Origin of the sequence: Streptomyces yerevanensis (assembly GCF_000716805.1) — a bacterium.
Taxonomy (GTDB): Bacteria; Actinomycetota; Actinomycetes; order Streptomycetales; family Streptomycetaceae; genus Streptomyces; species Streptomyces flaveus.
This window is the reverse complement of record NZ_JNWJ01000003.1, coordinates 261,668-287,479: the sequence shown is the minus strand read 5'-3', so window position 1 is coordinate 287,479 and position 25,812 is coordinate 261,668. Positions and strand designations below refer to the sequence as shown.

Here is a 25,812-nt window from a genome sequence, read left to right as displayed (position 1 = left end):
CCGGCGAGGCGCGATGATCGTGGCGGAGTGGCTTGGTCACTGGATGTAACAAGCTCCTCTCCTTCCCGGTGGCCGGCTGCGTGATCTGTTGGACGTGATCTGCTGGACCGGCTCGATGACCTTGATGAGGAGGAAGAGTAGTGCTGAGGACGGCGTCCGTGCGTGGGGGCTTCTGCGCTTGTGCGGGACCCCGGTGTGTGCCAGTAGGGTGACACACTGTGGCACCACGACCCTTGCATGAACTTGTTGAAGCAGGCTGGGCGAAGGCTCTTGAACCTGCGGCCGAACGTATCGCCGCGATGGGGGACTTTCTCCGGGCCGAGGTAGCGGCCGGCCGGACCTACCTTCCGTCCGGGGCGAATGTTCTGAGGGCCTTCCAGCAGCCCTTCGATGACGTTCGCGTCCTGATCGTCGGCCAGGATCCTTACCCCACACCGGGGATGGCCATCGGGTTGAGTTTCGCGGTGGCGCCCGAGGTGCGTTCGTTGCCGGGCAGTCTGGAGAACATCTTCCGGGAGATGCACTCCGACCTGGGGCTTCCCAGGCCGTCCAACGGGGATCTGACGCCGTGGACGGAGCAGGGCGTGCTGTTGCTGAACAGGGCGTTGACGACGGCCCCGCGCAAGCCCGCGGCGCACCGGGGCAAGGGGTGGGAGGAGGTCACCGAGCAGGCCATCCGGGCGCTTGCCGCGCGCGGTAAGCCGCTGGTGTCGATTCTGTGGGGGCGCGACGCGCGGAATCTGAGGCCGCTGCTCGGGGATCTTCCGGCGATCGAGTCCGCTCATCCGTCGCCGATGTCGGCGGACCGGGGCTTCTTCGGCTCACGCCCGTTCAGCCGGGCCAACGACCTGCTCGTCCGGCAGGGTGCCCAGCCGGTGGACTGGCGATTGCCGTAGGCCGTGGTACGTGTGATGGCTCGGAGGCGACGTCCTCGTTGAGATCGTCGACGAGGTGTACCTGCCGATGATTCGCGGCCGAGGCGCACCTCAGCCTGAAGGAATCACGGCGAAAGCCTGAAGGAATCACGGCGAACAACTCCAACGCCGCCTCAGACAGCCGCGCCCGCCCCGTCAGATCGCTCTCCTCCACCGCCTGAGTCTCCCCGGCGTTTCCAGACGGCTGAGGTATACCGCGGCTCAAAGAGATGCCCGAGCAGACTCCGGACAGCGAGAAGCGGCTGCGTCAGCAGATCCGGTGCCTATGACACGTCGTCGGCCTCGCGCGCGTGAGCGCGGCCGTGTGCGAGCGCGGCTTACTCGGGCGGCGGCAGGCGGCCACCACCACAATGTCCGTGTCCTGTCAGTCGGTATAGCCGGCTTGTGATGCGGGTTTCCTGGTGCCCAGTCGTCTGGCCTGCGGACAGCAGAGGAAGTAGGCCGCCCTCGGCCGGGTGTGAAGTGATGACATGTGTCACTGTCCGCGCGGCGGCGCTGGAAGAACACTGGACTTCGCCGGGCACGCGCCCGGCCCGGCCGCCCCCGACCTCTACAACCCCGCCCCATCGACGTGCTGGTCCGCATGAACGGCCAGCGGCGGGGCCGTCCCATGCCCGCCCGTTCCGGCGCCCCCATGCGCCCCTTCAGGAGGACATCAGATGCACAAGATCTTATCCCTCGCCCTCACCGCCACCGCGGTGGCGGCGACCTCGGTGGCGCTGACCGTGATTCCGGGAGTGTCGGTGGCGACGCCGGACACGGCGGCCGCGACGCCGGACACCGTGCGGTGGGGTCCGTGCTCGGAGAAGGCCGCCTCGAAGAAGGCCGAGGTCGCCTCGGAGAAGGCCGTCTTGCCCCGTCTGGAGTGCTCGACGCTCGAAGTCCCGCTGGACTACCGGGATCCGGACGGCCGGCAGATCGAGATCGCGATCTCCCGGCTGGCGAGCAAGGAACCCTCACAGCGCCGCGGCGTGCTGCTGACCAATCCGGGCGGCCCCGGCATCACGGGACTCGGCTACCCGGCCGTTCTCGCCGGCTCAGGGCTGCCGCAGAAGGTGCTGGACTCCTACGACCTGATCGGCTTCGACCCGCGTGGCGTCGGCCGCAGCACGCCGGTGACCTGCGATCTGACGCCGGAGCAGCAGGCACGCGGCAACGTCCCGCCGTACGCGCACACCGCGGCCGATGTCGCGCGGGAGGCGGGGAACGCGCGGACCATCGCCGAGCAGTGCGCCACCTCGCGGACGGCGGGGATGCTGCCGCACACCACCACCGCGAACACCGCGCGCGACATGGACCGGATCCGGGCGGCGCTGGGCGAGCCGAAGCTCTCGTACCTCGGTGCTTCCTACGGCAGCTACCTCGGTGCGGTGTACACGACGCTGTTCCCGAAGCGCAGCGACCGGGTCGTGCTCGACAGCAACCTGGGCCCCGGCGGTTACGACGTCACGGCCATGCGGTTGCTGGCCCGTGGAATGGAGGACCGGTTCCCGGACTTCGCAGCGTTCGCCGCCGCGCACCCCGAGTACGGTCTGGGCACCACACCGCAGCAGGTGACCGCGAAGTTCTTCGAGCTCGCCAAGCGGCTGGAGGCGAAACCGGTCCAGGGCTTCGACGCGACGTTGTTCCGCGGGATCACGTTCGACCGCCTCTACAGCGATGCGGACATGCCCCTGGTGGCCAAGACCTGGCAGGCACTCGACACGGACCAGCCGCCGCCCATCCCGCCGTTTCCGAACATGGAGAACTTCATGTCCGCCCGCTTTTCGGTGATATGCGGCGATACACGCTGGCCGGAGACGGTCCGGGAGTACCAGCGCAACGTCGCGGTCGACCGGCTGAAATACCCGATGCTGGGCGCGTCCACGGCCGGCATCGGACCGTGCGCGTTCTGGCCGGACGAGCGGGTCGAGAAGCCGGTGCGCATCGGTGACCGGGGCCCGTCGAACGTGCTCATGGTGCAGAACGAGCGCGACCCGGGAACACCGCTGGCCGGCGCCCGGGAGCTGCGGCGGGCGCTCGGGAAGCGGACCACGATGGTGACGGCAGACCAGGGCGGGCACGGCGTCTATCCGTTCGGCGCCAACACGTGCGCGAACGACGCGGTGACGGCGTTCCTGACCACCGGGCAGCGCCCGTCGCAGGACCTCGCCTGCGCGGCGGAGCCGAGCAAGTAACGGGAGTAGAGGCATGCTCAAGGAGTGGCGGCATCGTCGGGCTGTGCAGCGGGTCAAGCCCGGGGACGGGCGACCGTTGAAGCGTTTCCGCTGGTGGCAGATGCTTACTCCCGCACTGTTCCATCTTCGGCTGACGCATGATGATGGTCGGCAGACGGTCTACGCCGTCGACGTCAAGCATCAGAATCAGTCGGAGGGCTACGTCAAGGCCCACCTGTACCTCGATGGCAGGCATCACGCCGAGTCCAAAGTCCCTGCTGTCTTCCCCGTCCAGGGCGGAACCATCGAAGTAAGGACGAGCGCCTTCGGGCTCAAGCGCTGTCACTACGTCACCGTCGAGGGGGCCGAGCACCAACTCGTCCCGGACCCCGCCTCCGCCGAGGGGCGCCGCGCGCGCCTCGACCGTGCGCACCCCGCACTGAGCCGCTGGATCGGTTTCCTCTCGTCGATCGTGCTCGTCACCGGCCTGGTTCTCCTGATCCTTCAGCTCGCCGAACAGGTCACCCGGGCGCCGGAGGGCGTCGCCCAGTACGTCGGGCACTTCACCTCGCCCATCGATCTGTCGGCATGGGGCAACATCGTGGTCACGCTCGTCACTGTGGCGGCCAGCACCGAGCGGGCGCTGCGGCTGCGCTACAACTGGCTGCTCGACGGCGGGGCGGGCTGAGCTTGACGTTTGTCCGGGCCCCGGTGGGTGAGCGCTTTGAGACGCGTTGGGGAGTCGTGGCACGACCGAAGTGATACGTCCGGTGACGGCGAGGGGTGCAGAGGGCTTGCCCGATGCCCAAGCCCAATGCCCGACGACTCATGGACTGACGACTGCTGGGGTCAATCGATCACCGCCGCGCGTACGCACAGCACATCCGGCAGATGCGACGCCAACTGCCGCCAGCTGTCCCCGTCGTCGGCCGATGCGAACACCTCTCCATTGCGGTTGCCGAAGTACACGCCCGCCGGGTCCGCGCCGTCCGTGCACATCGCGTCGCGCAGCACCGTGCCGTAGTGGTCCTCCTGTGGCAGCCCCGCCGAGAGCGCCTCCCAGGTCTTGCCCGCGTCCGCCGTGCGGAAGACCCGGCATCGGCGCTCGGCCGGGATCCGGTCAGCGTCGGCGTTGATCGGGAACAGGTACGCCGTGTCCCCGCGGTGCGGGTGGGTGGCCGCGGCGAAGCCGAACGTGGACGGCAGGCCCTCGCCGATGTCCGTCCAGTGCGCGCCCGCGTCGTCGCTTCTGTAGACACCCCAGTGGTTCTGCAGATACAGCCGGTCCGGGGTCGCCGCGTCCTGTGCGATCTTGTGCACGCACTGACCGAACTCCGGGTTCGGATCAGGCAGGAACACCGCGGAGACACCGGAGTTGGAGGGCGCCCAGCTCTCGCCGCCGTCCTTCGTACGGAAGACACCGGCCGTGGAGACGGCGACCGTCACCGCGCTCGGATCGCGCTCGTCCGTGATGACCGTGTGCAGGCCCTCTCCGCCGCCACCGGGCACCCACTGCGAGCGCGTCGGGTGCTCCCACAGGGGCCGGACGAGTTCGAAGGTCTCGCCGCGGTCCTCGGAGCGGTACAACGCGGCCGGTTCCGTGCCCGCGTACACCACGTCCGGCTCGGCCGCCGCCGGATGCAGCTGCCACACCCGCTCCAGCGAAGCCCCCGTGTCCTGGGGGAACTTGACCGCCGGCTTGGCTGGTTCGGTCCAGGTGCGGCCCAGGTCGTCGGAGTGGAAGACGGACGGGCCCCAGTGCGCGCTGTCCCCGCCGACGAGGAGCCGCGGCACATCACCGCGGGTGTCGATGGCGACCGAGTAGACGGCCTGCGCGTTGAAGTACGGACTGTCGTCGAACTCCCAGACGCCACCGCGCCGTCGCCCGATGAACAGGCCTTTCCGCGTGCCTACAGTGAGCAGTACGTCGGCCATGCCGACCACCTCCGGACGTCGTTGTCAGCAGATACGGGTCAGACATGGGTCAGTCTGCACCCAGCCACTGACAATCACCCCTGAACGCGGCATCTGGGCAGGTCAGAGCCCATTTCGGCGTCCGATGGCGATGTGGGGTCCGTCTCCCTGTGAGCACCGGGGCGATCGCTCGCGTATGGGAGGGCGGGGACTGGTGCGTCGGTGAGGAGATTGGGGCGTTCGATGGCGGCATTCCGTGGTCCGAGGGTGTGGCTGTGGCGATGGCGGCCCAACCCGCTGCGGCGCCGCAGCGATGAACTGGAGTCCTGGCTCCTGCTCGCCACCTGGACCCTGACGCTGGTCACCGGGCTGCTCGCCGGACTGGCGACGGCACACGCGGTCGAGAGCAGCCTCGCCCAGCAGCGCGCCGAGTGGCATCCCGTCCTCGCGCTGACCAGTAAGAACACGCCCGCCACGAGCACGTCCGCGGCCAGCCACGAACGCGTGTGGGCCGAGGTGCGCTGGACCGCGGCGGACGGTTCGCCGCACACCGGCCAGGCCCGTGTCGAGCCCGGCAGCACGGCCGGTACCCCCGTCGTCGTGTGGACGGACCGCGACGGCCGCCTCGTCACCAAGCCCGCCAGCGCGTCCCAGGCCGGACTGCGGGCCGGAATGTCCGGGGTGCTGGTGGGGGCGAGCGCCGCCGCCGTGCCCCTCGGCGGCGGGAGGCTGTTGCGCAGGCGTCTGGAGCGGCAGCGCATGGAGCAGTGGGACGCTGAGTGGGAGAAGTTCGGCCCTCAGTGGGGGTGGAAGACGGGCTGAGGGGCGGGCCGAGCCGAATCGGTGCCGTCCGGCCGATGGTCGTGCCGCCCGGAGCCCTGCGCCCAGTGGTCAGACGGACCGGTGGTACTGATCCGGTACGTGCACCTCGCCCCCGAGTTCGCGCGCCGCGTGCCGGGCCCATGAAGGGTTACGCAGCAGCTCCCGGCCCAGCAACACCGCATCCGCCTCACCATTGGCAACGATCTTCTCGGCCTGCTCGACATCGGTGATGAGACCGACGGCGGCCACGGGCATGGACGTCTCGTTCTTCACGCGGGCGGCGAAGGGAACCTGGTAGCCCGGGCCGACGGGGATGCGGACACCGGAGGCGTTGCCACCGCTGGAGACGTCGAGCAGATCGACGCCATGGGCGTTCAGTTCGTCGGCGAAGCGGACCGTGTCGTCGGCCGTCCAGCCGTTCTCCTCCAGCCAGTCGGTGGCCGAGATACGGAAGAACAGAGGCTTGTCGTCCGGCCATACGGCCCGTACGGCGTCGACGATTTCGAGGGCGAGGCGTGTGCGGTTCTCGTACGAGCCGCCGTACGCGTCCGTGCGCCGGTTGGAGTGCGGGGAGAGGAACTCACCGATCAAGTAGCCGTGCGCACCGTGGACTTCGACGATCTCGAAGCCGGCGGCGAGAGCGCGGCGCGCGGCGTCGGCGAACTGGCCGACGACCTCCCGGATCCCCTCGACCGTGAGCTCGGTCGGCACCGGGTGGTTCGCGTCGAAGGCGAGCGGGCTGGGCCCGAGCGGCTGCCAGCCATGGGCGTCGGGACCGACGGGAGCACCGCCCATCCAGGGGCGGTCCGTCGAGGCCTTGCGGCCGGCGTGCGCGAGCTGCACGGCCGGAACGGTGCCCTGCCCCTTGAGGAAGCGCGTGATCCGCTGGAAGGCCTCGGTCTGCGTGTCGTTCCAGATGCCGAGGTCGTACGGCGAGATCCGGCCCTCGGGACTGACGGCCGTGGCCTCGACGACGATCAGGCCCGTGCCGCCGGTGGCGCGCGCCGCGTAGTGGGCGAAGTGCCAGTCGTTCGGGGCGCCCGCCTCCGGGCCGTCGGGCGCCGCCGAGTACTGGCACATCGGGGGCATCCAGACCCGGTTCGGGATGGTCAGATCGCGCAGGGTGTAGGGCTCGAAGAGCGCGCTCACGGCGGACTCCAATCGTCACGGGGCCGGGTTACGACTCGTACGATAGGCATCGTAGTACGGGAGATGTCAAACTACGAGAGCTCTCGTACAATGAAATCCTCCGGAGCGATGGAGCCCCCAGAAACCTCGGAGACCGCCGGAACCTCCGGACCAGAAGGCCTGAGCACTCTGAGCACAAGGACTGGAGCCGCCGTGACGACCGCCACCCCGACCAGCAGCAGCCGTGAACTCCCGCACCCCGCACGCGAAGAGATCCGGCTGGAATCCGTGCTGCATGCGCTCTCCGACCCGATGCGGCTCCAGGTCGTACGAGAGCTCGCCGCCGACGGCGACGAGCTCTCCTGTTCGCACTTCGACCTGCCCGTCACCAAGTCCACCACCACGCACCACTTCCGGGTGCTGCGCGAGAGCGGAGTGATCCGGCAGGTCTACCGCGGCACCGCCAAGATGAACGGGCTACGCCGGGACGACCTAGACGATCTCTTCCCGGGACTTCTCGCCAGCGTCCTGACCGCCGCCGCTCGCCAGGCCGTCCGCCTCGGGGGCGGCTGAACCACCCTTTGAACTGCCCTTCGAGGGAAGGTGGTTGAAGAGCAGGTTCAGCACGATCGCCGTCAGGCAGCCCGCGCTGATCCCGCTGTTCATCACCGTCTGGAACCAGTCCGGGAACTTCCCGTAGACCGTCGGCACCCCGACCGGCAGCATCCCCACGGCGACCGAGACGGCCACGACCGTCAGGTTGTCGTTGCCCTTGAAATCCACCTGCGCCAGCGTCCGCAGCCCGCTCGCGGCGACCGTCCCGAACATCACCAGGCCCGCGCCGCCGAGCACCGGCGCCGGGATCGCCGCGACCACCGCACCCAGCTTGGGCAGCAGGCCGAGCAGAACGAGCATGCCGCCGGCCGCCGCCACGACCCAGCGGCTGCGGACCCGCGTCATGCCGACGAGGCCGACGTTCTGCGCGTACGCCGTGTACGGGAAGGTGTTGAAGACACCGCCGAGCACCGTGGACAGGCCGTCGGCGCGCAGACCGTCGGCGAGCGGGCGAGGCTCGACCTTCCGCCCGGTCATCTCGCCGACCGCGATGAAGTCACCCGTGGTCTCGGTCATGGTTACCAGAGCTACTACCAGCATCGACGCGATCGCCGACGCCTCGAAGGTGGGGGCGCCGAAGTGGAACGGCGTGCTGATCCCCAGCCAGTCCGCGTCCCCGACCCCGCCGAAGTCCGTGAAACCGAAGGGCACCGCGACGGCGAGGCCCACGGCGATGCCGATCAGTACCGCGATCCGGCGCAGGAACACCGGGGCGAACCGCTGCACACCGAGCACCACCGCGAGCACGAAGGCCGCCAGCGCCACGTTCTTCGGCTCACCGAAGTCCTCCGCGCCCGCGCCACCGGCCGCCCAGTTGCCCGCCACCGGCAGCAGCGAGAGTCCGATGATCAGGATCACCGTGCCGGTGACCAGCGGCGGGAAGAACCGCAGCAGCTTTCCGAAGACCGGTGCCAGAAGGATGATCGCGAGTCCGGCGACGATCACCGACCCGTAGATCGCGGGCAGTCCGCCGCCGCCCGTACCGATCAGCACCATCGGCGACACGGCCGCGAAGGTGCAGCCCTGCATGATCGGCAGCCGCACCCCGAAGCGCCAGAAGCCGACGCACTGGATGAGCGTCGCGATCCCGCACAGCAGCAGATCGGCCGTGATCAGATACGCCATGTCCGCGGGCGACAGCTTCATCGCACTGCCCACGATCAGCGGGACCGCCACGGCGCCCGCGTACATCGCGAGCACGTGCTGCAGCCCGAAGGCGGCCAACTGGCGGACGGGTGGGACCTCGTCCACGGGGTGCACGGGACGTGCGGGTGTGGTGGTTGCCATGGGCACTCCAGGAGCGGCGGGGGAGCGGAGCGGGGACTGCACGTGACCGTAAGGGGCTTGAACAGTTTGTTGATTTCCTCGCTGTTGCCGTCAGGTGTCATGCCCTCCGAGGCCCGCTCGACCCTGCTACGGCCCCGCCGTCCGCGCCGCCTCCATCAGTGACGACCAGTCGGGCAGCTTGACCACGCTCCGCCCGAGTGAGGCCCCGAGCTCCGCCTCGGCCCGCTCGATCGCCAGCCAGCCGGACCACTCGACCGGCCGCAGACCCTCCGCGCGCAGCACTGCGAGGGGATCGTCCGGCACCTCACGGCGTACGAGTACGGGGGCGTCCTCCAGCAGCGAGGTCACCGTCTCCTTCGCGCAGGGCCGGTTGGTGCCGATGACGCCCGTCGGACCCCGCTTGATCCACCCCGCCACGTACTCGCCCGGCGCCACCGAGCCCTCGCGCAGGACTCGTCCCGCGAGATGCGGCACCGTGCCGTGCTCCCCGTCGAACGGCAGGCCTTCCAGCGGTACCCCGCGATAGCCGACCGAGCGCAGGACCAGTTGCGCCTCGATGTCCTCGTACCGCCCTGTGCCCGTCACACCACCGTGCCCGTCCGGCGCCGTCCGCTCGAAGCGCACGGCGCCCACGCGTCCTCCGTCGGGGAGCAGCTCGACCGGGCGGAGGAAGAAGCGCAGCCGGATCCGCCGGGAGGCGCCCTGCGGTGGCCGCGTGGCCCAGTCGCGCAGCACCTCCACGTTGCGGCGCCGGGCGGCGGGGAGCACGGAGGGGTCGGCGTACGCCGGATCGAGCGCCAACTCCTCGGGGTCCACGATCACTTCGGTGTCGGGCAGTGCGCCCAGCTCCCGTAGCTCCTTGGTGGTGAAGCGGGCCTGGGACGGGCCGCGCCGGCCCACCATCTGGATGTCCCGCACCTGGCTGTGGGCCAGCGCGGCGAGTGCTCCCTGCGGCATGTCGGTGGGGCTCAACTCGGCGGCGCCGCGGGCCAGCATCCGGGTCACGTCCACCGCGACGTTGCCCACGCCGATGACGACGGCCGCACGCGCGCCGAGCACGAAGCCGTCGGCGATGGCGTCCGGATGCGCGCTGTACCAGGACACGAACTCGGTCGCCGACCAGCTGCCCGGCAGCTCCTCACCGGGCACTCCGAGACGCCGGTCGGTGGCGGCTCCCACGCAATACACGACCGCGTGGTACAGCTCCCGCAGCCGGGCGGCCGACAGCCCGTCCGGGCCGATCTGGACGCCGCCGAGGAACCGCACCCGCTCGTGCTCCAGGACCGTACGCAGATTGTTCTGCAGCGACTTGATCTTCTCGTGGTCGGGCGCCACGCCGTACCGCACCAGTCCGTACGGGCACGGCAGCCGGTCCAGGACGTCCACGTGGACCTCCGGCACCTGGCTCTGCTGGACGAGACTCTGCGCGGCGTAGACCCCACTCGGCCCCGAACCGACCACGGCGACGTGCAGCACGGCGGAACTCCTTCCCGTAGGAGCTACCTCCACAATCGCACCGAGCCGCCCTCCACGGGAGGGCCACGAACGCGTCGCTACGCCACCGGAGTGCACCACCGCGCGACCGGCCCGGCCCACCCCGAAGGTGCGCGCCACCGGCACCCTCCACTCGACGCGCGCCGCCCGCGCCGGGCCGACCCCGCAGAAGCGGCATGCGCGCCCCGGGTCAGGGCATGTCCCTCATCTTGTTGATCTCTGTCGTCTGCTGGGCGATCACGTCGTCGGCCATTTCGCCGATCTGGATGTTGTTGCCCTGCGCGAGCACATCCGTGGCCATGGTGATGGCGCCGTCGTGATGGGTGATCATCAGCTTGAGGAACAGTTCGTCGAAGGCTTTGCCCTTCGCCGCGCGCAACTTCTTCAGCTGGGCCTCGGTCGCCATGCCCGGCATCGCCTCGTGGTCGTGCGCCTGGTCGCCCTTCTTGTCGCCGCCGTGGGCCTGCTGCCAGCCCTTCATGGCGTCGATTTCCGGCCCCTGCGCGGCGGCGATCCGCTCGGCGAGGCGCTTCACCTGGGTCGACTCGGCGCGTTTCGGGACGAGTTCGGTCATGTCCAGGGCCTGGGTGTGATGCTCGATCATCATCCGCGCGTACGTGAAGTCCGCCGAGTTGGGGGAGTCGTCGGGCCGCCGCTTCTCGGCGTCCTCGGCAGAGAGCGTCTCAGCCGCCTCACCCGGTTTCCCCGGAGCGATCACCGAAGGACCCTTGCCCGACGCGGACTTGGGCTCGTCGTCCGAACCGGTGCAGCCGGCGAGCGTGAGCACGGCGACCGTCACGGAGGCGGTGACCACGTGACGGTACGTACGACGAATGAGCACAGCGGCCTCCTGTGGCACACGAAATGGCGGACACCTTGTGGGTGTTGGGAACCGTCCTACCCCGTTGCCGTTCGCCGATGACACGTTGCCGTTCGTGAATGATCAGAAGAATTCGTTACGACTACATTGCACCCTGTTGTTCTGAGCATGATGAAGACGATACTGCGGTGGTGCCTTAACCGTTCAACTGCGAACGGCTACAAGGGAGGACGCAGTGACCCTGTTGAACAACCACCGAACACGGCGCAGACGACTGGGAGTTGTCGCGACCGCGGCCGGACTCCTGGCCGCGCTGCTCACGGCCGGTCCGGCGGTCGCGACCCCCGACCCCGGGGACACGCCGGCCACCCCGGACAAGGTCTCCAAGAGCAAGGCGGCCGAGGTCAGGGAGGCGATAGAGAGCGGCGACATACCCGGGAAGGACGAGATCGTCCACTCGGACAACATCACCCACCTCGCCAACATCCCCAAGGACGCGCTGCCGGGCACCAATTCGGACCTGGCCTTCCAGGGGAAGTACGCGTACTCCGGCAACTACGACGGCTTCCGCGTCTTGGACATCAGCAACCCGAAGGCCCCGAAGACGGTCTCCCAGGTCCTCTGCCCCGGTTCGCAGAACGACATCTCCGTCTCCGGCGACCTGCTCTTCCTCTCCACCGACTCCTCGCGCAGCGACAACTCCTGCAGCAGCACCACGCAGCCCGCGACCGAGAAGTCCTCGTGGGAGGGCATGAAGATCTTCGACATCAGCGACAAGCGGAACCCCAAGTACGTCGCCGCCGTCGAGACCGCCTGCGGCTCGCACACCCACACGCTGGTGCCCGAGCGTAAGAACGTCTACGTGTACGTCTCCTCGTACTCGCCCAGCGCCACCTTCCCGGACTGCCAGCCACCGCACGACGGCATCTCGGTCATCAAGGTGCCGCGCAAGGCGCCCCAGAAGGCGGCGGTCGTCGGCTTCCCGGTGATCTTCCCCGGTGAGGGCCCCGACGGCGGCGGCAATCCCGGCGCGCCCACCAACCCGGGTGTCTCCAAGACCACCGGCTGCCACGACATCACCGTGCTGCCCTCCAAGGACCTCGCGGCGGGCGCCTGCATGGGCGACGGCATCCTGTTCTCCATCAAGGACCCGGAGAACCCGAAGGTCATCGACCAGGTTCAGGACAACGTGAACTTCGCGTTCTGGCACTCGGCGACCTTCAACCAGAAGGCCAACAAGATCGTCTTCACCGACGAGCTGGGCGGCGGCGGCGCGGCCACCTGCAACGCGGAGATCGGCCCGAACAGGGGCGCCGACGGCATCTACGACATCGTCGGCAAGGGTGACAAGCGCAAGCTCGTCTTCCGCAGCTACTTCAAGATCGACCGCCACCAGGCGCCCACCGAGGTCTGCGTGGCCCACAACGGCTCGCTGATCCCGGTCAAGGGCAAGGACATCATGGTCCAGGCCTGGTACCAGGGCGGCGTCTCCGTCTGGGACTTCACCAACTCGGCGAAGCCCAAGGAGATCGCCTACTTCGAGCGCGGCCCGGTGGACACCGAGCGGCTCACGACCGCCGGCTCATGGTCGGCGTACTACTACAACGGCTACATCTACTCGAACGACATCGCCAAGGGCTTCGACGTCCTGAAGATCAGCGACCGGCGTACGGACCCGGCGAAATGGGTCCGCGTGGATGAGCTGAACGTGCAGACCCAGCCGGACTACTTCGGCTGGCGAGGCTGACCGGCCAGGCCTGCCGCGTCGGCTTCGGGGTCCTGGGGCGAGAAGAACCGTGACAGGTCCCCGCCATTGGTCCCGCCGGGCGCCTCGGCGTCCGGCGGGACCCCCAGCTCCCAGTCGAGCCCATAGCGCTTGAACAGCTCGGCCCGCAGAGTCGGCAGCGGCATCGGGACGCCCGGCACCAGGGCCGCGTACACCGAGCCCATGAGCAGCGCCCGCAGCATCGGATACTCGACGGCGGCGTCCGGCGAACCGTAGCGGGCGACGGTGTCCCTGAGCAGTTCCGCCAGGCGTTGCTGCTCCGGGCACTGTACGAACCCCTCGGCCTGCAGGATCCCGGCCATGTGCTGGCGCATCAGCAGGGGATGGTCCCGGGCCAGGCCCAGGATCGCGTCAATGGCGCGCGCCATGCGCTCCCGGCCGTCCCCTGTGCGCGGCTCGCGCTCCAGCGCCTCCTGGAGCGTGCAGTGCATCAGCCGGTGGACCGCCGACTGCACGAGCTGACGTTTGCCCGGGAAGTAGTACGAGACGAGTCCGCGCGCGGAGCCGGCGCGGTCAGCGATGTCGCCAAGTGTTGTCGCCTCGTAACCATGCGCGCTGACCAGCTCAAGGGCGGCCTGCAGCAGCTTTTCCCGGGATCGCCGCCGCAACTCTTCATTGACCGAGCGGCTGCGGGGGGACATTCTGTAACTCCTGGGTTGACTGGCTGCCAGCCAACTATACTCAGCGCGTCCATGGTGGCCCCTTCCCAGGGGTCCCCTTCGGGCTGCCGTCCGCCTGGGCGACGCGGGGGATCGTCCAGGCGGACGGGAATCTCAGAGCTCTCAGCCGACCAGGCCCAGGACCGGGCGGAGCCCGTCCGGACGCTCGGTCACCGGCAGATGGTCGACGAAGTGCACCGCGCAGCCCAGGGTCGCCGCGCCGCCGTCCGCGCGGCGGTCGTCGCCCACCATCAGCGTCTCCCGCGGATCGACACCGAGTGCGTCGCAGGCGGTCGCGAACAGGCGTGGGTCCGGCTTCTGGATGCCGTGTTCGTACGACAGGACGTACGCGTCGACGTACGGATCGAGCCCATGGTCTCGGAAGACGGGCCGCAGGTCCCAGCCGATGTTGCTGACCACACCGACCACCACACCGCGCTCACGCAGCGCGCCCAGCACCTCGGCCGTGTCGGGGTACGGGCGCCAGGCGGCCGGTGTCATATGGCGGTCGTACAGCGCGTCGTGCAGGGCCGGATCGGGCAGCGACACCTGACGGGAGAGGCCGGTGTAGGCAGTCCGGTGCAACTCGGCGCTCTTGTCGCGGATCTCCCACACAGGGGCGAGCTCATCGGGGATCCGCCCCGAGGGAAAGGACCCGCCCGGCAGCGCGCCCACCGTGTCCAGGGCCCGGGCAGCCCGGATCAACTCGGGCTCGGGGAGGGAGACTTCGGTCTCGGCCAGCACCGCGCGCAGCCAGGACTCGGTGGATTCGATACGGAAGAGCGTTCCGGAGAAGTCGAACAAGACAGCAGCCACGCGCTGGACCTTACCGGTGTTCCTGTTCGGCGAGTGGCCGCTGTGGCGCATCGGCCGAAGGCGCCGGCCATCGCTCGTACGCCACCACCGTGAGCGCGACGGTCAGCGCGCCGAGCAGCCAGCCGCCGAGCACGTCCGTCGGCCAGTGCACGCCCGTCCAGACCCGGGTGAGGCCCACGCCGACGACGGAGACCGCCGCGAGGGTCACGGCGATACGCCACAGGACGCGTCCGGCGCCGTACAGGTGCAGGAGCCAGAGCAGCAGGCCGCACACCACCGCCGCCGTCATGGCGTGGCCGGACGGGAAGGCGGCGTAGTGGGCCGAGTCCACGGGGTCGGGCCACACGGGCCGCTCCCGGCCGACCGCGGCCTTCATGCCCTGCTGAAGCAGGGTGCCGAGGAGCGTGGCGGCCCCCAGCCAGAGGGCGGGCCGCCAGGCCGAGCGTCGGATGATCAGCCAGAGCACGGTCGCGGTGGCCAGGGCACGCATGGTCCAGGGGTCCCACACCCAGTCCGTCAGGATGCGGGCCGTCTGCGTGACGTCGGGCTCGTCGACCGCCCACTCGTGCGTCGTACGAGCGATGTCGCCGTCCAGGTCCATCAGCGGGTCCCAGGACAGGGCGACCAGTGCCAGCAGCAGCACGGAGGGAACGACGAGGGCCACCGCGGCCCGGACGGCGGCTGTGGGGGCCGGCGTGCGGGGTGGCGAGTCGACAGTGGGGGAGTGCATGGAACGATTCTCGCGGACCTCTGGGGCCGAAGGCCAACTCCGGGGCGTACGTCGACTTGTGCGCTTGGTTACCCCAGCGCCCGCAGCCCCGGCACGAACGCCACCAGCAGTGGAACCACCGGTACCAGCGCCGCGGACGCCGTGAGCCGCAGCCGGTGGACGGGCGGCAGGCGGTCCGGGGGAGTGAGCAGACGGTTCACGCGCTGCGGGACATGGGCCTGCGGAGTGGGACAGGGGCCGAACACACCCCGGTCCTCGTTCAGTTCCACCAGCGCGAGGGCGGTCGTCAGCCGGCCGAAGCGGCGAGACGCCATGTCGTCGGCGGCGAGCTCGACCAGCCGGTGCATCTCGTCGCGGAACGCCGCGAACACGGGAACCTGCGGAAAGCCGTTGGCCAGTGCCGCCGAGGAGTGCAGCAGCCAGTCGTGCCGGGCCCGCGCGTGCCCCTGCTCATGAGCGAGCACGGCGTCCAGTTGGCTCCCCTTGAGGCGGCGCAACGCGGCGGTGGTGATGACGAGTTGGGGCGCCGCCCCGGGCAGCCACCAGGCGTCCGGACGCTCGCCCTCCAGCACGACGAGCCGGTCGCTGCCGGGCTCCTCGCCGGGCAACAGCGGGGCGCGTACGCGGAGTTCGGCCCGCTCGCGGCGGCGGCGCGCACGGGCCCGTACGATCTCGCGGACCAGCATCGCCGCGCTCCACAGGCCGCCTGCGGCGAGTGTCACGGCGGTCGCCGCGGCCCAGGGGCTCGCTTCGGCGAGCGCGTAGGCGTCCACGACGTGGTGCGGGGCGGGGGCGAACACATGGCCGCGCACCGCCTGCCAGGCGGCAGCCGCGCTGAGGGTCATCGACAGCACGCAGCACAGCAGGACCGCCGCCACCACGCACTGCCACACCCACAGGGCGACCACCGGTTCGCGGTCCGCCCAGTTGGCTCGGGCGAGCAGCCGCGGAGCCAGGACGGCGGCCAGAGCGCCGAGCAGCAGCAGTGCCGCGGGGACCATCATGAGGGCAGCCTATGAGCGGGGCGGCGCCAGAGGATACGGGCTGCCGCGGCAAAGTGACGCAGACCACGGTTTCGTACAGTCGGGTCACAGTGCGAGAAGCATCGCGAGCATCCCGATGCCCATCGAGAGCCGGCATGCCAGCGCCAGCTCCGGGCGGTCCCCCCAGCCGACCGTGCGGGTGCCCCCTTCGGGTGCGTCGACGACGGCCGGCATCAGGCGCGTCCCGGTCCACAGCACGTATCCGGTGAAGTACGCGAAGAGTGCCCCGGTGAGCACGGGCAGCCCGGAGTGTGTCCCGCCTGCCATCACCACCGCCATGTAGAACATCGCGGCCGCGCCCACCAGATGGTGCAGATGATGGCGGCAGGTCCGCGCCGCCCACAGGGCGCGCAGCGCGGCCGCGCCGAACACTGCCGCGCAGACGAGCCAGGCCCATCTCGGCGGCGTCAGCACCGCGGCGGGCACGGCCATCGCGGCCATGCCGAATCCCATGAGCGCCTCACCGCCCGCCGTGCGCCGCTGCTCCTCGACGGAACTGCGCATCCGCAGCAGACAGTAGGCCCCGGTCGCCGCGCACAACGCGACGAGCAGCCAGAGCGCCGACACCGGTCCGTGCACCGCGCACCTCCCCGATCAACGGTGTTCGGACAATCCGGTCGAAGAGATGCCCTGGCCTGCTTGCGGGCATGCGAGCGCAAGGGTGTACACGGGGAGCGTGCGGGGGTGCACCTGCCTCGGGAGCGGGTGCTGCGCGCCGGGCAGGCCGGACGCCGTACGCTCGCAGCGACGGTACGACGGCAGGGACTGCGGGCACTCGGGGGCGCACAGGCATGACGACAGTGAACGGGCGGGCGATAGCGGGGGACACCGTCGCGACGGTGGTACGGCAGTGGCGGACGGTCCACCCCGACCTCGACACCGGACCCATCGAGATCATCGGCCGCATCAACCGCTGCGCCGCCCTGCTTCAGCAGGCGGAGGATGCCCCGCTGCGCCATGCCGGGCTCACCCGTCCCGAGTTCGAGCTGCTGGCCGCCCTGCGCCGCACCGGCCGTGAACTGACCCCCAGTGAGCTGGCCCGGGAGACCTTCTCCTCCGGCGCCGCCGTCACCAAGCGGCTCAAGCAGCTGACAGGGCGCGGCCTCGTCGAGCGCCGCGGTGACAGCCGTGACCGGCGCGTCGCCCATCTGCGTCTCACGGACGCCGGACGCGAGCTCGTCGACGAAATCGTCCCCGGCCAACTCGCGTACGAGACGGCCGTCCTGTCCGGGCTCGACCCCTCGACGCAGGGTGAACTCGGCGCGCTTCTCGGGGAGTTGCTGGGCCGACTGGAAGAACGGCTGGGCGCGCCGCGGGTCTGAGTGTTTCTGTCGCGTCGGAAACTTCTTGGTTACCGACCGTTGACATGAGACCTGTGTCACTCCTAGCGTTCGGCACGCCGGTTCGGGAAACCGGCTGACGTACGAAATGTCGAACGACTCTGGGTGTGGGGGAGGTGTGTCCGCGATGTCGAACCGGTTCGACGAGGTGGCCGAAAACAGCCGCGCCCCCATCCAGGGCGACCGCACCTCTGCGGCCGAAGACAGCCGCATTCCCGTGAACAACGGCAGCCCCACGCCCGTCAACATCGGCGAGATCGCCCGCCTCGCCGGTGTCTCGCGCAGCACGGTCTCGTACGCCCTGAGCGGCAAGCGGCCGATCTCGGAGCGGACCCGGCTGCGCATCCAGCAGGTCATCGACGAGCACGGCTTCCAGCCCAACGCCAGCGCCCGCGCTCTGGCCCACGGCCGCACCCAGACCATCGGCGTGGTGTTCCCGCCGGCCGGACGGCGCTACACCGACATGCAGCTCGACTTCCTCAGCGCGGTGATCGACGCCGCCGCCGTGCACGACCACGACGTACTGCTGTCCCGCAGCGGTGAGGGCTGGGACGAGGCCTTCGACCGGCTGGTGGGCCAACGCCGCGTGGACGGCGCGATCCTGATGGAGATACGCGTCCAGGACTCGCGGGTGGACAGGCTCCTCGGCAGCGGATTCCCCTTCGTCACCATGGGGCGGACCGCGGACCCCGATGCCCTGTCCTGGGTCGACATGGACTGGACGGAGCTCACCGCACGCTGCGTACGGCATCTCGCCGAGCTCGGTCACCGGCGGCTCGCCCTGGTGAACCGGCCGCGGAAGCTGTTCGCCGTGGGGTACGAGGCGGCGCACCGAGCCGTCGACGGCTTCCGGACGGCCGTCGCCGAGCTGGGGCTGACCGGCGAGATCCACCACTGCGGGGACGACGCGGCCTCCGGCGAGGCGGTCGTCCAGGAACTCCTCGACCACGACCCGCTGACGACCGGGCTCGTGGTGCTCAACGAGGCGGCGCTCGTGGGCCTGTACCGCGGGCTCGACCGGGCGGGCCTGTCCGTGCCCGGCGATGTCTCGGTGACCGGCGTCGTCGGCGCCCGCTGGGCCGAGACTGTCACCCCGATGATGACCGGCTTCGACAACTCGTCGGACGTCATGGGCCGGCTCGCCGTGGACCTGCTGCTGGAACGGCTGGCGGGCTCCTCGACGGCAAGGCCCCGGCAGCACCTGCTCACCCCCGAACTCACGGTCCGCGCGAGCACTGGCCCCGCGCAGACGCGCAGTTGATTCACGCACCCTCTGGGAGACGCACATGTCGAACCGGTTCGACCGCCGCTCGTTCATGCGGATATCGGGCACTGGAGTTCTCGCCGCGGGCCTGGCCGGCCCGCTCACCGCCTGCGGCGGCTCGGAGAGCGGCTCGTCCGGCTCGAACGAACTCGTCTGGTGGGACTACCTCGTCGAGGAGGCCCGCCAGCCCGGGATGAAGGCCCTCATCGCCGACATCGAGAAGCAGGTCGGCGTCAAGATCACCCGGCGGACCTTCCCCTTCGCCGAGCTGGAACCCGCGATCATCAAGGGTGCCGCCTCCGGGGACCTGCCGGACATCGCGATCGTCGACAACACCTCGATGAACTCCTTCGTCCCGCAGGGACTCCTCACCGACCTCACCGACCGCGTGAAGAAGTGGGGCCAGTCGAAGGCGTACTACGAAGGCCCGTGGAACAGCGGTGTCATCGACGGCAAGACGTACTCCGTGCCGAACAACTCCAACTGCCTCTGCCTGTACTACAACACCGAGATGCTCGAGGCCGCGGGCGTCGAGCCCCCGAAGACCTGGGACGAGCTCGCCGAGGCGGCGAAGAAGCTCACCAAGGGCGACACGTTCGGGTTCGCCATGAGCGCGATCAAGACCGAGGAGGGTGTCTTCCAGTTCGAGCCCTTCCTGTGGTCCACCGGCGGCGACCTGGACACCTTCGGCACCGACGGCGCCAAGGCGCTCGCGTTCCTCAAGGAGTTGGTGGACGCCGGCTCGCTGTCGAAGCAGAGCGTGGGCTGGACGCAGCAGGACGCCAACACCCAGTTCGTGTCCGGCCGCGCGGCCATGCAGATCAACGGGCCCTGGCAACTGCCCGCCCTGCAGGACCAGACGAAGGTCAAGTGGGGCGTCGTACCGATTCCCGTCGACAAGGAGCCGGCGAGCTGCCTCGGCGGTGAGAACTGGGTGATCCTCAAGACCAGCAGCAAGGCCGACCAGTGCTGGGAGGCCATCGTGCGCAGCCAGGAGAAGGCGGTCCTGGCCAAGTACCTCGACGGGCTCGGCCTGTTGCCCGCCCGCTCCGACATGGCCGACGCGGGCAAGTGGGCCACCGACCCCACCCTGAAGGTCTTCGTGCAGGAGTTCGCCAACGCGCGCCCCCGCTCCTACGGCCCGAACTACCCGCAGATGTCACAGGCGATGGCCGAGGCCCTCCAGGCGTCCCTCACGGGCAGCTCCAGCCCGCAGGCCGCCGCGCGGAAGGCCGCGTCCGCCATCACGCCCAAGCTGCAGAAGTAAGGCAGGGAATGAGCCTTCAGGTGAAAGCCCCCGAGCCGCTGAAGGCGGTGGAGAAGACCCAGACCGTGCGGCGCGGCCGATCCCTCTCGGCGCGTCGCACGGGGGCCGGGTACGTCATGTCGGCGCCGGCCCTGCTGTTCCTCGGCGCGACCATGCTCTTCCCGCTCGCCTACAACTTCTGGACTTCCGTCCACGATGTGGCCATCGGCGATCTCATCACCGGGGACTGGCAGTTCAGCGGCGCCGACAACTACGACAGCGTCGTCTCCGAAGGCGCCTTCTGGCATGCGATGCGCATCTCGCTGGTGTTCACGGCCGGCTCGCTGTTCTTCCAGTTCACGATCGGTTTCGCGCTGGCCCTGCTGTTCGCGAAGACATTCCCGCTCGCGGGCCTGTTCCGCTCGCTGATGCTGGTGGCCTGGCTGCTGCCGCCGATCGTCAGCGGCACCCTCTTCCGCTGGATGCTCGACGCCGACGCGGGCGCGTACAACGAACTCCTGCGCCTTGTCGGCCTCGACTCCCTCGCCCACAACTGGCTCACCGACCCCAGCACCGCCCTGCCCGGCGTCATCGCCGCCAACATCTGGGTGGGCGTGCCCTTCAACATGCTGCTGCTCCTGGTCGGCCTGCAGTCCATCGACCCGACGCTCTACGAGGCGGCCGAGATCGACGGCGCCGGACCCTGGCAGCGGCTGCGGCACATCACCGTCCCGATGATGAAACCGGTCTCGGCGGCCGTACTGCTGCTCGGCCTGATCTACACCTTCAAGGTCTTCGACCTGGTCTTCGTCCTGACCGGCGGCGGGCCCGTCGACAGTACGAGAGTCCTGCCGCTGTACGTGTACGAGGTCGCGTTCAAGCTCTTCCAGCTCGGCCGGGGCGCGGCGGCGGGCGCACTCCTGCTGGTCATCCCGCTGATCGTCGCGATCGTCTACGTACGACGCCTGCGCAAGGAAGGAGCCGCCTCATGACCCGTACCAAACGGCCCTGGCTGCTCACGCTCGTCGCGGGCGTCATCACGGCCTTCTTCCTGCTGCCGCTGTACTGGATGATCGCCACCTCGCTGAAGAAGCCCGACCAGGTGCTCGTCTCGCCACCGCAGTGGATCCCCTCGCCGTTCACCGGCGAAAGCTACTCGCGGGCCCTCGACAAGCCGATGATCGGCCAGGCGCTGCTCAACAGCGTCGTCATCTCGCTCGGCGTCGTGGCGCTGACGCTGCTGCTCGCGGTGCCCCTGACGTACGCGGTCGCCCGGATCCGGATGCGGGGCTCCGGCGCGATGGTCCTGTCGCTGCTGGTGGCGCAGTTGCTGCCGAGCATCGTGCTGGCCGCGCCGCTGTTCATCGTGCTGCGGCAGGTGGAGCTGACCAACACCCTCATCGGGCTCGTCATCGCGGATACGACGCTGACGTTGCCCTTCGCGGTCATCGTGCTGCGGCCACTGGTGCGGGCCATGCCCGTCGAGGTGGAGGAGGCGGCGCTGGTGGACGGCTGTGGCCTGCCGGGGGTGCTGTGGCGGGTCGTGCTGCCCATCATGCGGCCGGGACTGATCGCGATCGGCGGCTTCTCGTTCCTGCTCGGCTGGGGCGAGTTCGTCTTCGGGATCACACTGAACAGCGATCCGAAGGTGCAGCCGGTGACCGTCCTGCTCAACACCTTCGTCGGCCAGACGGGTACCGACTGGGGGCCGCTCATGGCGGTCGCCACGCTCGTCAGCATCCCCGTGGTATGCGTCTTCGCGATGCTCCAGCGCTACATCGTGGGTGGGCTGACCGCCGGAAGCGTCAAGTCCTGAGGTCCACCGCGACCGACTCGGTGACTTCGTGGCCGTCCGGTAGTCGTGGGTCGGCGGCACCGTCCGCCGACCCACGACCCTGTACAGGCAACTACCCGGTCTCGCCCGGCAGTTGAGCGCCCGCTGCCGCGGCGTCGTCCCCGCCGACGGGGTGCAGCACCCGTGGCGGCGCGGCCTCGTGCCCGCGAAGGGAAGGGGCTGTGCCGTCCCACCAGTCGGCGTTGCCGTCCTCGATGCAGCGGAGCAGAACTCCCTCGCGCAGCGCCCAGGGGCAGATGGTCACCTCGTCGATACCCATCAGCTTCATGGTGGTGTGCGCGACGATCGCCCCGGCCAGGGACTGTCCGGCGCGGGCGGCGGAGATGCCGGGCAGAACGGCGCGCTCCGCGGCCGGCAGCTCGGCGAGCCGACGTGTGGCCCGGCCGAGGTCGGCGCGGGTCATGCCGCGCGGCGTGAAGGGCCCCGACCGGCCGGGCGGCGCCCCGCACAGCCGGCCGAGCTGCTGGAACGTACGCGAGGTGGCGACGGTCGTACGCGGCGCCTCCCAGCGGATGCGGGCCGCGACATCGCGCAGCTGGTGGCGGACATGACGACGCAGCGCCCTGATCCTGCGCTCCGAGGGCGGGTCCTGGCCGCGGAAGTGCTCACGGGTCAGCCGGTTGGCGCCCAGCGGCAGCGAGATGGCGAAGTCCGGCAGCTTGCTGCGGCCGAAGGCCACTTCCAGCGAACCGCCCCCGATGTCCAGCATGGCCAGCGGTCCCGCACGCCATCCCATCCACCGCCGCGCTGCCAGGAACGTCAGCTCGGCCTCGACCTCACCGGGCAGGACGTGCAGCGGCACTCCGGTCTGCGTGGCGACCTTCCGCAGGATCTCCGCGCGGTTCGGGGCGTCCCGCACGATCGCCGTGGCGAAGGCGAAGGGCGTCGTCACACCCCAGCGCATACCCTCCTCTCTGGCGGCCGTGACGGCGTCGACAAGCCGGGCCACCTGTTCGTCCGGCAGGTGGCCGCCCCGCTCGACGTACTCCGACAGTCTCAGCCGCCGTTTCGAGGTGTGCACGGGCAGTGGAACAGCACCGTCCGTCTCGGCGATGACCAGCCGTACCGTGTTCGAACCGACATCAAGCACTCCCATACGCATGGCTTCCCAGTACCCCGGGCGGTGCCCACCATGCGGTGGCCGGGCGCGCCCGCGTGCGAACCCCCAGAAGGGCCCGCGGGACACCGTTTCAGCGGGTCCTCAGGGGTACACGAAAGGTATGGACACCTTCGGCAGAGGTTTGGCCGTCCCTCACGAGATCGCGGCAGGGGCCATCCCCTTCGCGATGGGGGTGGTGATCGCGTCGATACTGATCCTCGCGGTGTGGTGGGGCATGCGTGTGCGTGACCGGGAACCCGGGCCGCCGGACCCCGAGGACCAGCCCCATCTCCCCGAATCCGGCCCCGTCCACGAGATCCGCGAGATGCGCGAGCCCGACGAGGTGCCGCATGACGGAGGGGTGCTCCTCCCGCACGAGCTGCGGGGCTTCGGCAACATCCGCTCGCACACCGCGAAGGACCAGACGCCGCCGACCTGGAGCCCGAACAGCAGCGGCGGTTTCGGCAGCGGCTCGCCCGGACACCACTGAGGGTCGCCGGCCGGTCCACGAAGGGGCGGGGCTTGTGACGGAGCCCCGTCCCGTCGAGGGCTGCCCGCGCGACCCGGCCGGATGGGGCCTTGGGCCGGGCGTCAGCAGTAGGGAGCGGCCGTGACCGCCATGCAGCCGTTCCTCGACCGGCTCGACCACCCCGTGTACGTGGTGACCGTCGCGGCCGACGGAGAGCGAGCCGGCTGCCTGGTGACCTTCGCCTCGCCGTGCTCGATCAAGCCCGCCCGTTTCATGGTCTGGCTGTCGACGCTGAACCGGACCTACCGGGTGGCAAGATCCGCCGAACAACTCGCCGTACACCTGCTCGGCCGCGACCAGCACGGGCTCGCGGAACTGTTCGGCGGCGAGACCGGCGACCGCGTGGACAAGTTCGCCCGCACGGCCTGGACGCCGGGCCCCGGTGACGTTCCCGTGTTGGACGACACCCTCGCCTGGTTCACCGGCCGGGTCGAAGGGCACGTCGACACGGGCGATCACATCGGCTTCCTCCTCAGCCCTGTCGCGGGCGAGGCACAGGAGCGAACGGAGCGAGAGCCGCTGTGCCTGAGCGATGTCGTCGACATCGCCGCAGGGCATCCCGTCAGCTGAGCTCAGGCAGTTCACACACGGCGATCCCGTCCTCCAGGAGGCTGCCCAGCACCAGGGCGCCCTCGTGTGCGTACACGCTGGTCACCATCCGGTAGCCCGCCTTGCGCCGCCTGAGGTCGTGGTGGACGCCGCCATCGGGACCGATGCCCATGACGCGCGCGACCGGCAGCGGGCGGATGTGCAGGGGGCGTACGGCCCGCCAGACCGCCCGGCGGACCTGGACCGGCGCGTGTCGCAGCCAGTCGAGGGGTGCTTGTCGTGGACCTGCGAGGGCGACCCAGATCGTCCCGTCCGTGGCACGGGAGAGGTTGTCCGGGAAGCCCGGGAGGTTCTCGATCAGGGTGTCGCGGTGCCCGGCCCGCGGCCCGGACAGCCACAGCCGGGTCAGACGGTACGCGCCGGTCTCGGCCACCACGACACAGGACTCGTCCTCGGACAGCACGACTCCGTTGGCGAAGTCGAGGCCGTCCAGCAGGACCTCCGGCGCGCCGCCGTGGGGCCGGAGCCGGAACAGCCGGCCGGTCGCCGTGTGCTCCATCAGATCGCCGAGCCAGTCCTGAAGGCCGTATCGCGTGCTGGAAGCGGAGAAATACACGGTGCCGTCCGCCGCAGCGGTCGCGTTGCTGCAGAACCGCAGCGGCGCGCCCGCCACGGAGTCGACGAGAACCTCGACCTTGCCCTCGCCGGAGCCGCCGGAGCCGCCGGAGCCGCCGGAGTCGGGGGAGCCGCCGGAGTCGGGGGAGTCGGGGGTGATGCGCAGCAGTCCGCGCTCCGCGTCGCACACCAGCAGCCGTCCGTCCGGCAGGACCTCGAGCCCCAGCGGCCGCCCTCCGGTGCGGGCGATCTGCTCCACCCGGGCGGGACCGTGGGGATGGACGCGCAGGATGCGACCGTCCTCGACACCCGTGACCACGCGCCCTTCGTGGTCGACGACCACGTCCTCCGGGCCCCTGCCGCCGAGTGGGATCCGACGAGGGGACGGCAGCGGACGAGGAGCGGTTCGTCGTGGTGTCATGAAGAGCGTTGTGCCCGGATACAGCGCCTCAACTCCTCGGCGTAGGGCAGCGCGACACCGGCACCGATCACCACGCCCAGACCCAGCAGATACGGGGTGGACAGCGGCCTGTCCTTGGGCAGCGGCTTCCAGTCGTCGCGGCCGGGACCGCCACGCAGCGTCGCACGCACCTGATCCGCGTGCAGGCAGCCGATGAAGGCGAGCCCGGACAGCGGCAGCACCTCCAGGAAACTGTGGATGTGCTGCTCGACGGGACGGACTTCGCGCTTCTCGGTGGCCAGGGTCACGTCGTAGAGGGCGGTGGCGCCGTGGGCCACCGCGGCCCCGCCCATGACGGACAGGACAAGGGGATTGATCCGGGCCAGCAGGCCCATGACGACCGGGACCCCGGCCTCGGTCATCATGAGCGCGTGCACGACGGACTCCTTCGTGCCGGACGTGTGCTCGATCCGGGTACGCCGGTGCATCCACCAGTCGGCGACCGCGGGCACGACCCACAAGGGCAGCACACCGTAGAGCAGAAACCTCCGGTTCGCGTCCTCCACGTCGGTGGACGAGAGGGAGACCGGCAGCCGGGCGCGTCCCCGCCGCCAGTGCCTCCAGGAGTCGGTCAGGGACTTGCCGGGCAGAGCCATGGAAACCTCCGTCGCAACACGAGGATGTGACGTGCCCGGCCCCGGTACCCGGCA

The 25,812-nt window shown here is 70.0% G+C and carries 26 protein-coding genes; 13 read left to right on the top strand and 13 right to left on the bottom strand.

Going from position 1 to position 25,812, the window contains the following annotated elements; all coding sequences use genetic code 11:
• Positions 1 to 218 precede the first annotated feature (218 nt).
• From OP79_RS04920 to OP79_RS04910, 3 genes are all read left to right on the top strand, one after another.
• Positions 219 to 896 carry a uracil-DNA glycosylase gene (locus OP79_RS04920; protein ID WP_033318671.1) on the top strand — a complete coding sequence of 226 codons (678 nt, stop codon included), beginning with the start codon at positions 219 to 221 and terminating at the stop codon, positions 894 to 896.
• 698 nt (positions 897 to 1,594) lie between these two features.
• The gene (locus OP79_RS04915) at positions 1,595 to 3,112 is read left to right on the top strand and encodes an alpha/beta hydrolase (RefSeq protein ID WP_033318670.1); all 1,518 of its coding nucleotides are present in this window, start codon (positions 1,595 to 1,597) and stop codon (positions 3,110 to 3,112) included.
• 13 nt (positions 3,113 to 3,125) lie between these two features.
• Entirely contained in the window at positions 3,126 to 3,779 is a 654-nt protein-coding gene (locus tag OP79_RS04910) for a hypothetical protein (RefSeq protein ID WP_033318669.1), read from the top strand.
• Positions 3,780 to 3,940: 161 nt separating this feature from the next.
• On the opposite strand, the gene OP79_RS04905 is transcribed toward OP79_RS04910, so the two are convergent.
• Positions 3,941 to 5,026: a WD40/YVTN/BNR-like repeat-containing protein gene (locus tag OP79_RS04905; protein ID WP_033318668.1), complete on the bottom strand. Its 1,086-nt coding sequence runs from the start codon at positions 5,024 to 5,026 to the stop codon at positions 3,941 to 3,943.
• 222 nt (positions 5,027 to 5,248) lie between these two features.
• Here OP79_RS04905 and OP79_RS04900 point away from each other — a divergent pair, with 222 nt between their 5' ends.
• On the top strand, positions 5,249 to 5,827 hold the full coding sequence (locus tag OP79_RS04900; RefSeq protein WP_033318667.1) for an Rv1733c family protein: 579 nt from the start codon (positions 5,249 to 5,251) through the stop codon (positions 5,825 to 5,827).
• A gap of 69 nt (positions 5,828 to 5,896) precedes the next feature.
• On the opposite strand, the gene OP79_RS04895 is transcribed toward OP79_RS04900, so the two are convergent.
• Positions 5,897 to 6,976, bottom strand: a complete 1,080-nt coding sequence (locus OP79_RS04895; protein ID WP_033318666.1) for an NADH:flavin oxidoreductase/NADH oxidase — start codon at positions 6,974 to 6,976, stop codon at positions 5,897 to 5,899.
• A gap of 192 nt (positions 6,977 to 7,168) precedes the next feature.
• On the opposite strand from OP79_RS04895, the gene OP79_RS04890 reads away from it, so the two are divergent.
• On the top strand, positions 7,169 to 7,528 hold the full coding sequence (locus tag OP79_RS04890) for an ArsR/SmtB family transcription factor (RefSeq protein ID WP_033318665.1): 360 nt from the start codon (positions 7,169 to 7,171) through the stop codon (positions 7,526 to 7,528).
• Here OP79_RS04890 and OP79_RS04885 read toward each other — a convergent pair.
• From OP79_RS04885 to OP79_RS04875, 3 genes are all read right to left on the bottom strand, one after another.
• Entirely contained in the window at positions 7,448 to 8,857 is a 1,410-nt protein-coding gene (locus tag OP79_RS04885; protein WP_033318664.1) for a nucleobase:cation symporter-2 family protein, read from the bottom strand. The two genes, OP79_RS04890 and OP79_RS04885, sit on opposite strands and share 81 nt — an antisense overlap.
• Positions 8,858 to 8,983: 126 nt before the next feature.
• Complete coding sequence (locus OP79_RS04880) at positions 8,984 to 10,333, bottom strand: FAD-dependent oxidoreductase (RefSeq protein WP_033318663.1); 1,350 nt, start codon at positions 10,331 to 10,333, stop codon at positions 8,984 to 8,986.
• 208 nt (positions 10,334 to 10,541) lie between these two features.
• Entirely contained in the window at positions 10,542 to 11,192 is a 651-nt protein-coding gene (locus tag OP79_RS04875; protein WP_033318662.1) for a DUF305 domain-containing protein, read from the bottom strand.
• A 214-nt stretch (positions 11,193 to 11,406) separates the two neighbouring features.
• Here OP79_RS04875 and OP79_RS04870 point away from each other — a divergent pair, with 214 nt between their 5' ends.
• Positions 11,407 to 12,918: an LVIVD repeat-containing protein gene (locus OP79_RS04870; protein WP_033318661.1), complete on the top strand. Its 1,512-nt coding sequence runs from the start codon at positions 11,407 to 11,409 to the stop codon at positions 12,916 to 12,918.
• Here the strand turns inward: OP79_RS04870 and OP79_RS04865 are convergent.
• The 5 genes from OP79_RS04865 to OP79_RS04845 all read right to left on the bottom strand — a co-directional run bounded on the left by OP79_RS04865 (position 12,897) and on the right by OP79_RS04845 (position 16,784).
• A complete protein-coding gene (locus OP79_RS04865; protein ID WP_033318660.1) occupies positions 12,897 to 13,598 on the bottom strand; it encodes a TetR/AcrR family transcriptional regulator in 702 nt (233 codons plus the stop codon). The two genes, OP79_RS04870 and OP79_RS04865, sit on opposite strands and share 22 nt — an antisense overlap.
• 141 nt (positions 13,599 to 13,739) lie before the next feature.
• Entirely contained in the window at positions 13,740 to 14,432 is a 693-nt protein-coding gene (locus tag OP79_RS04860; RefSeq protein ID WP_033318659.1) for an HAD family hydrolase, read from the bottom strand.
• 10 nt (positions 14,433 to 14,442) lie between these two features.
• Positions 14,443 to 15,162, bottom strand: a complete 720-nt coding sequence (locus OP79_RS04855) for a phosphatase PAP2 family protein (protein ID WP_033318658.1) — start codon at positions 15,160 to 15,162, stop codon at positions 14,443 to 14,445.
• Positions 15,163 to 15,230: 68 nt separating this feature from the next.
• Positions 15,231 to 16,166 carry a M56 family metallopeptidase gene (locus OP79_RS04850; RefSeq protein WP_033318657.1) on the bottom strand — a complete coding sequence of 312 codons (936 nt, stop codon included), beginning with the start codon at positions 16,164 to 16,166 and terminating at the stop codon, positions 15,231 to 15,233.
• 84 nt (positions 16,167 to 16,250) lie between these two features.
• Positions 16,251 to 16,784 (bottom strand): DUF5134 domain-containing protein, encoded by a 534-nt coding sequence (locus OP79_RS04845; protein WP_033318656.1) that lies wholly within the window; start codon positions 16,782 to 16,784, stop codon positions 16,251 to 16,253.
• Between the two features lie 212 nt (positions 16,785 to 16,996).
• On the opposite strand from OP79_RS04845, the gene OP79_RS04840 reads away from it, so the two are divergent.
• The 5 genes from OP79_RS04840 (at position 16,997) to OP79_RS04820 (ending at position 21,871) form a co-directional block, all read left to right on the top strand.
• Complete coding sequence (locus OP79_RS04840) at positions 16,997 to 17,527, top strand: MarR family winged helix-turn-helix transcriptional regulator (RefSeq protein ID WP_033318655.1); 531 nt, start codon at positions 16,997 to 16,999, stop codon at positions 17,525 to 17,527.
• A gap of 145 nt (positions 17,528 to 17,672) precedes the next feature.
• Positions 17,673 to 18,806 (top strand): LacI family DNA-binding transcriptional regulator, encoded by a 1,134-nt coding sequence (locus OP79_RS04835; RefSeq protein ID WP_078491610.1) that lies wholly within the window; start codon positions 17,673 to 17,675, stop codon positions 18,804 to 18,806.
• Positions 18,807 to 18,831: 25 nt separating this feature from the next.
• Entirely contained in the window at positions 18,832 to 20,076 is a 1,245-nt protein-coding gene (locus tag OP79_RS04830) for a sugar ABC transporter substrate-binding protein (protein WP_051744413.1), read from the top strand.
• Positions 20,077 to 20,084: 8 nt separating this feature from the next.
• On the top strand, positions 20,085 to 21,047 hold the full coding sequence (locus tag OP79_RS04825) for a carbohydrate ABC transporter permease (protein WP_051744412.1): 963 nt from the start codon (positions 20,085 to 20,087) through the stop codon (positions 21,045 to 21,047).
• The gene (locus tag OP79_RS04820; RefSeq protein ID WP_033318654.1) at positions 21,044 to 21,871 is read left to right on the top strand and encodes a carbohydrate ABC transporter permease; all 828 of its coding nucleotides are present in this window, start codon (positions 21,044 to 21,046) and stop codon (positions 21,869 to 21,871) included. Before OP79_RS04825 ends, OP79_RS04820 begins: the two co-directional genes overlap by 4 nt.
• A gap of 91 nt (positions 21,872 to 21,962) precedes the next feature.
• On the opposite strand, the gene OP79_RS04815 is transcribed toward OP79_RS04820, so the two are convergent.
• Complete coding sequence (locus OP79_RS04815) at positions 21,963 to 23,012, bottom strand: Ppx/GppA family phosphatase (RefSeq protein ID WP_078491609.1); 1,050 nt, start codon at positions 23,010 to 23,012, stop codon at positions 21,963 to 21,965.
• A gap of 118 nt (positions 23,013 to 23,130) precedes the next feature.
• On the opposite strand from OP79_RS04815, the gene OP79_RS04810 reads away from it, so the two are divergent.
• Positions 23,131 to 23,499 carry a DUF6479 family protein gene (locus tag OP79_RS04810; protein WP_033318653.1) on the top strand — a complete coding sequence of 123 codons (369 nt, stop codon included), beginning with the start codon at positions 23,131 to 23,133 and terminating at the stop codon, positions 23,497 to 23,499.
• Between the two features lie 120 nt (positions 23,500 to 23,619).
• Positions 23,620 to 24,108: a flavin reductase family protein gene (locus OP79_RS04805; RefSeq protein WP_033318652.1), complete on the top strand. Its 489-nt coding sequence runs from the start codon at positions 23,620 to 23,622 to the stop codon at positions 24,106 to 24,108.
• Here the strand turns inward: OP79_RS04805 and OP79_RS04800 are convergent.
• Positions 24,101 to 25,123 (bottom strand): SMP-30/gluconolactonase/LRE family protein, encoded by a 1,023-nt coding sequence (locus tag OP79_RS04800; protein WP_033318651.1) that lies wholly within the window; start codon positions 25,121 to 25,123, stop codon positions 24,101 to 24,103. The two genes, OP79_RS04805 and OP79_RS04800, sit on opposite strands and share 8 nt — an antisense overlap.
• On the bottom strand, positions 25,120 to 25,758 hold the full coding sequence (locus OP79_RS04795) for a diguanylate cyclase (RefSeq protein ID WP_245685217.1): 639 nt from the start codon (positions 25,756 to 25,758) through the stop codon (positions 25,120 to 25,122). The genes OP79_RS04800 and OP79_RS04795 overlap by 4 nt, the downstream gene beginning before the upstream one ends.
• Between the last annotated feature and the right edge of the window lie 54 nt (positions 25,759 to 25,812).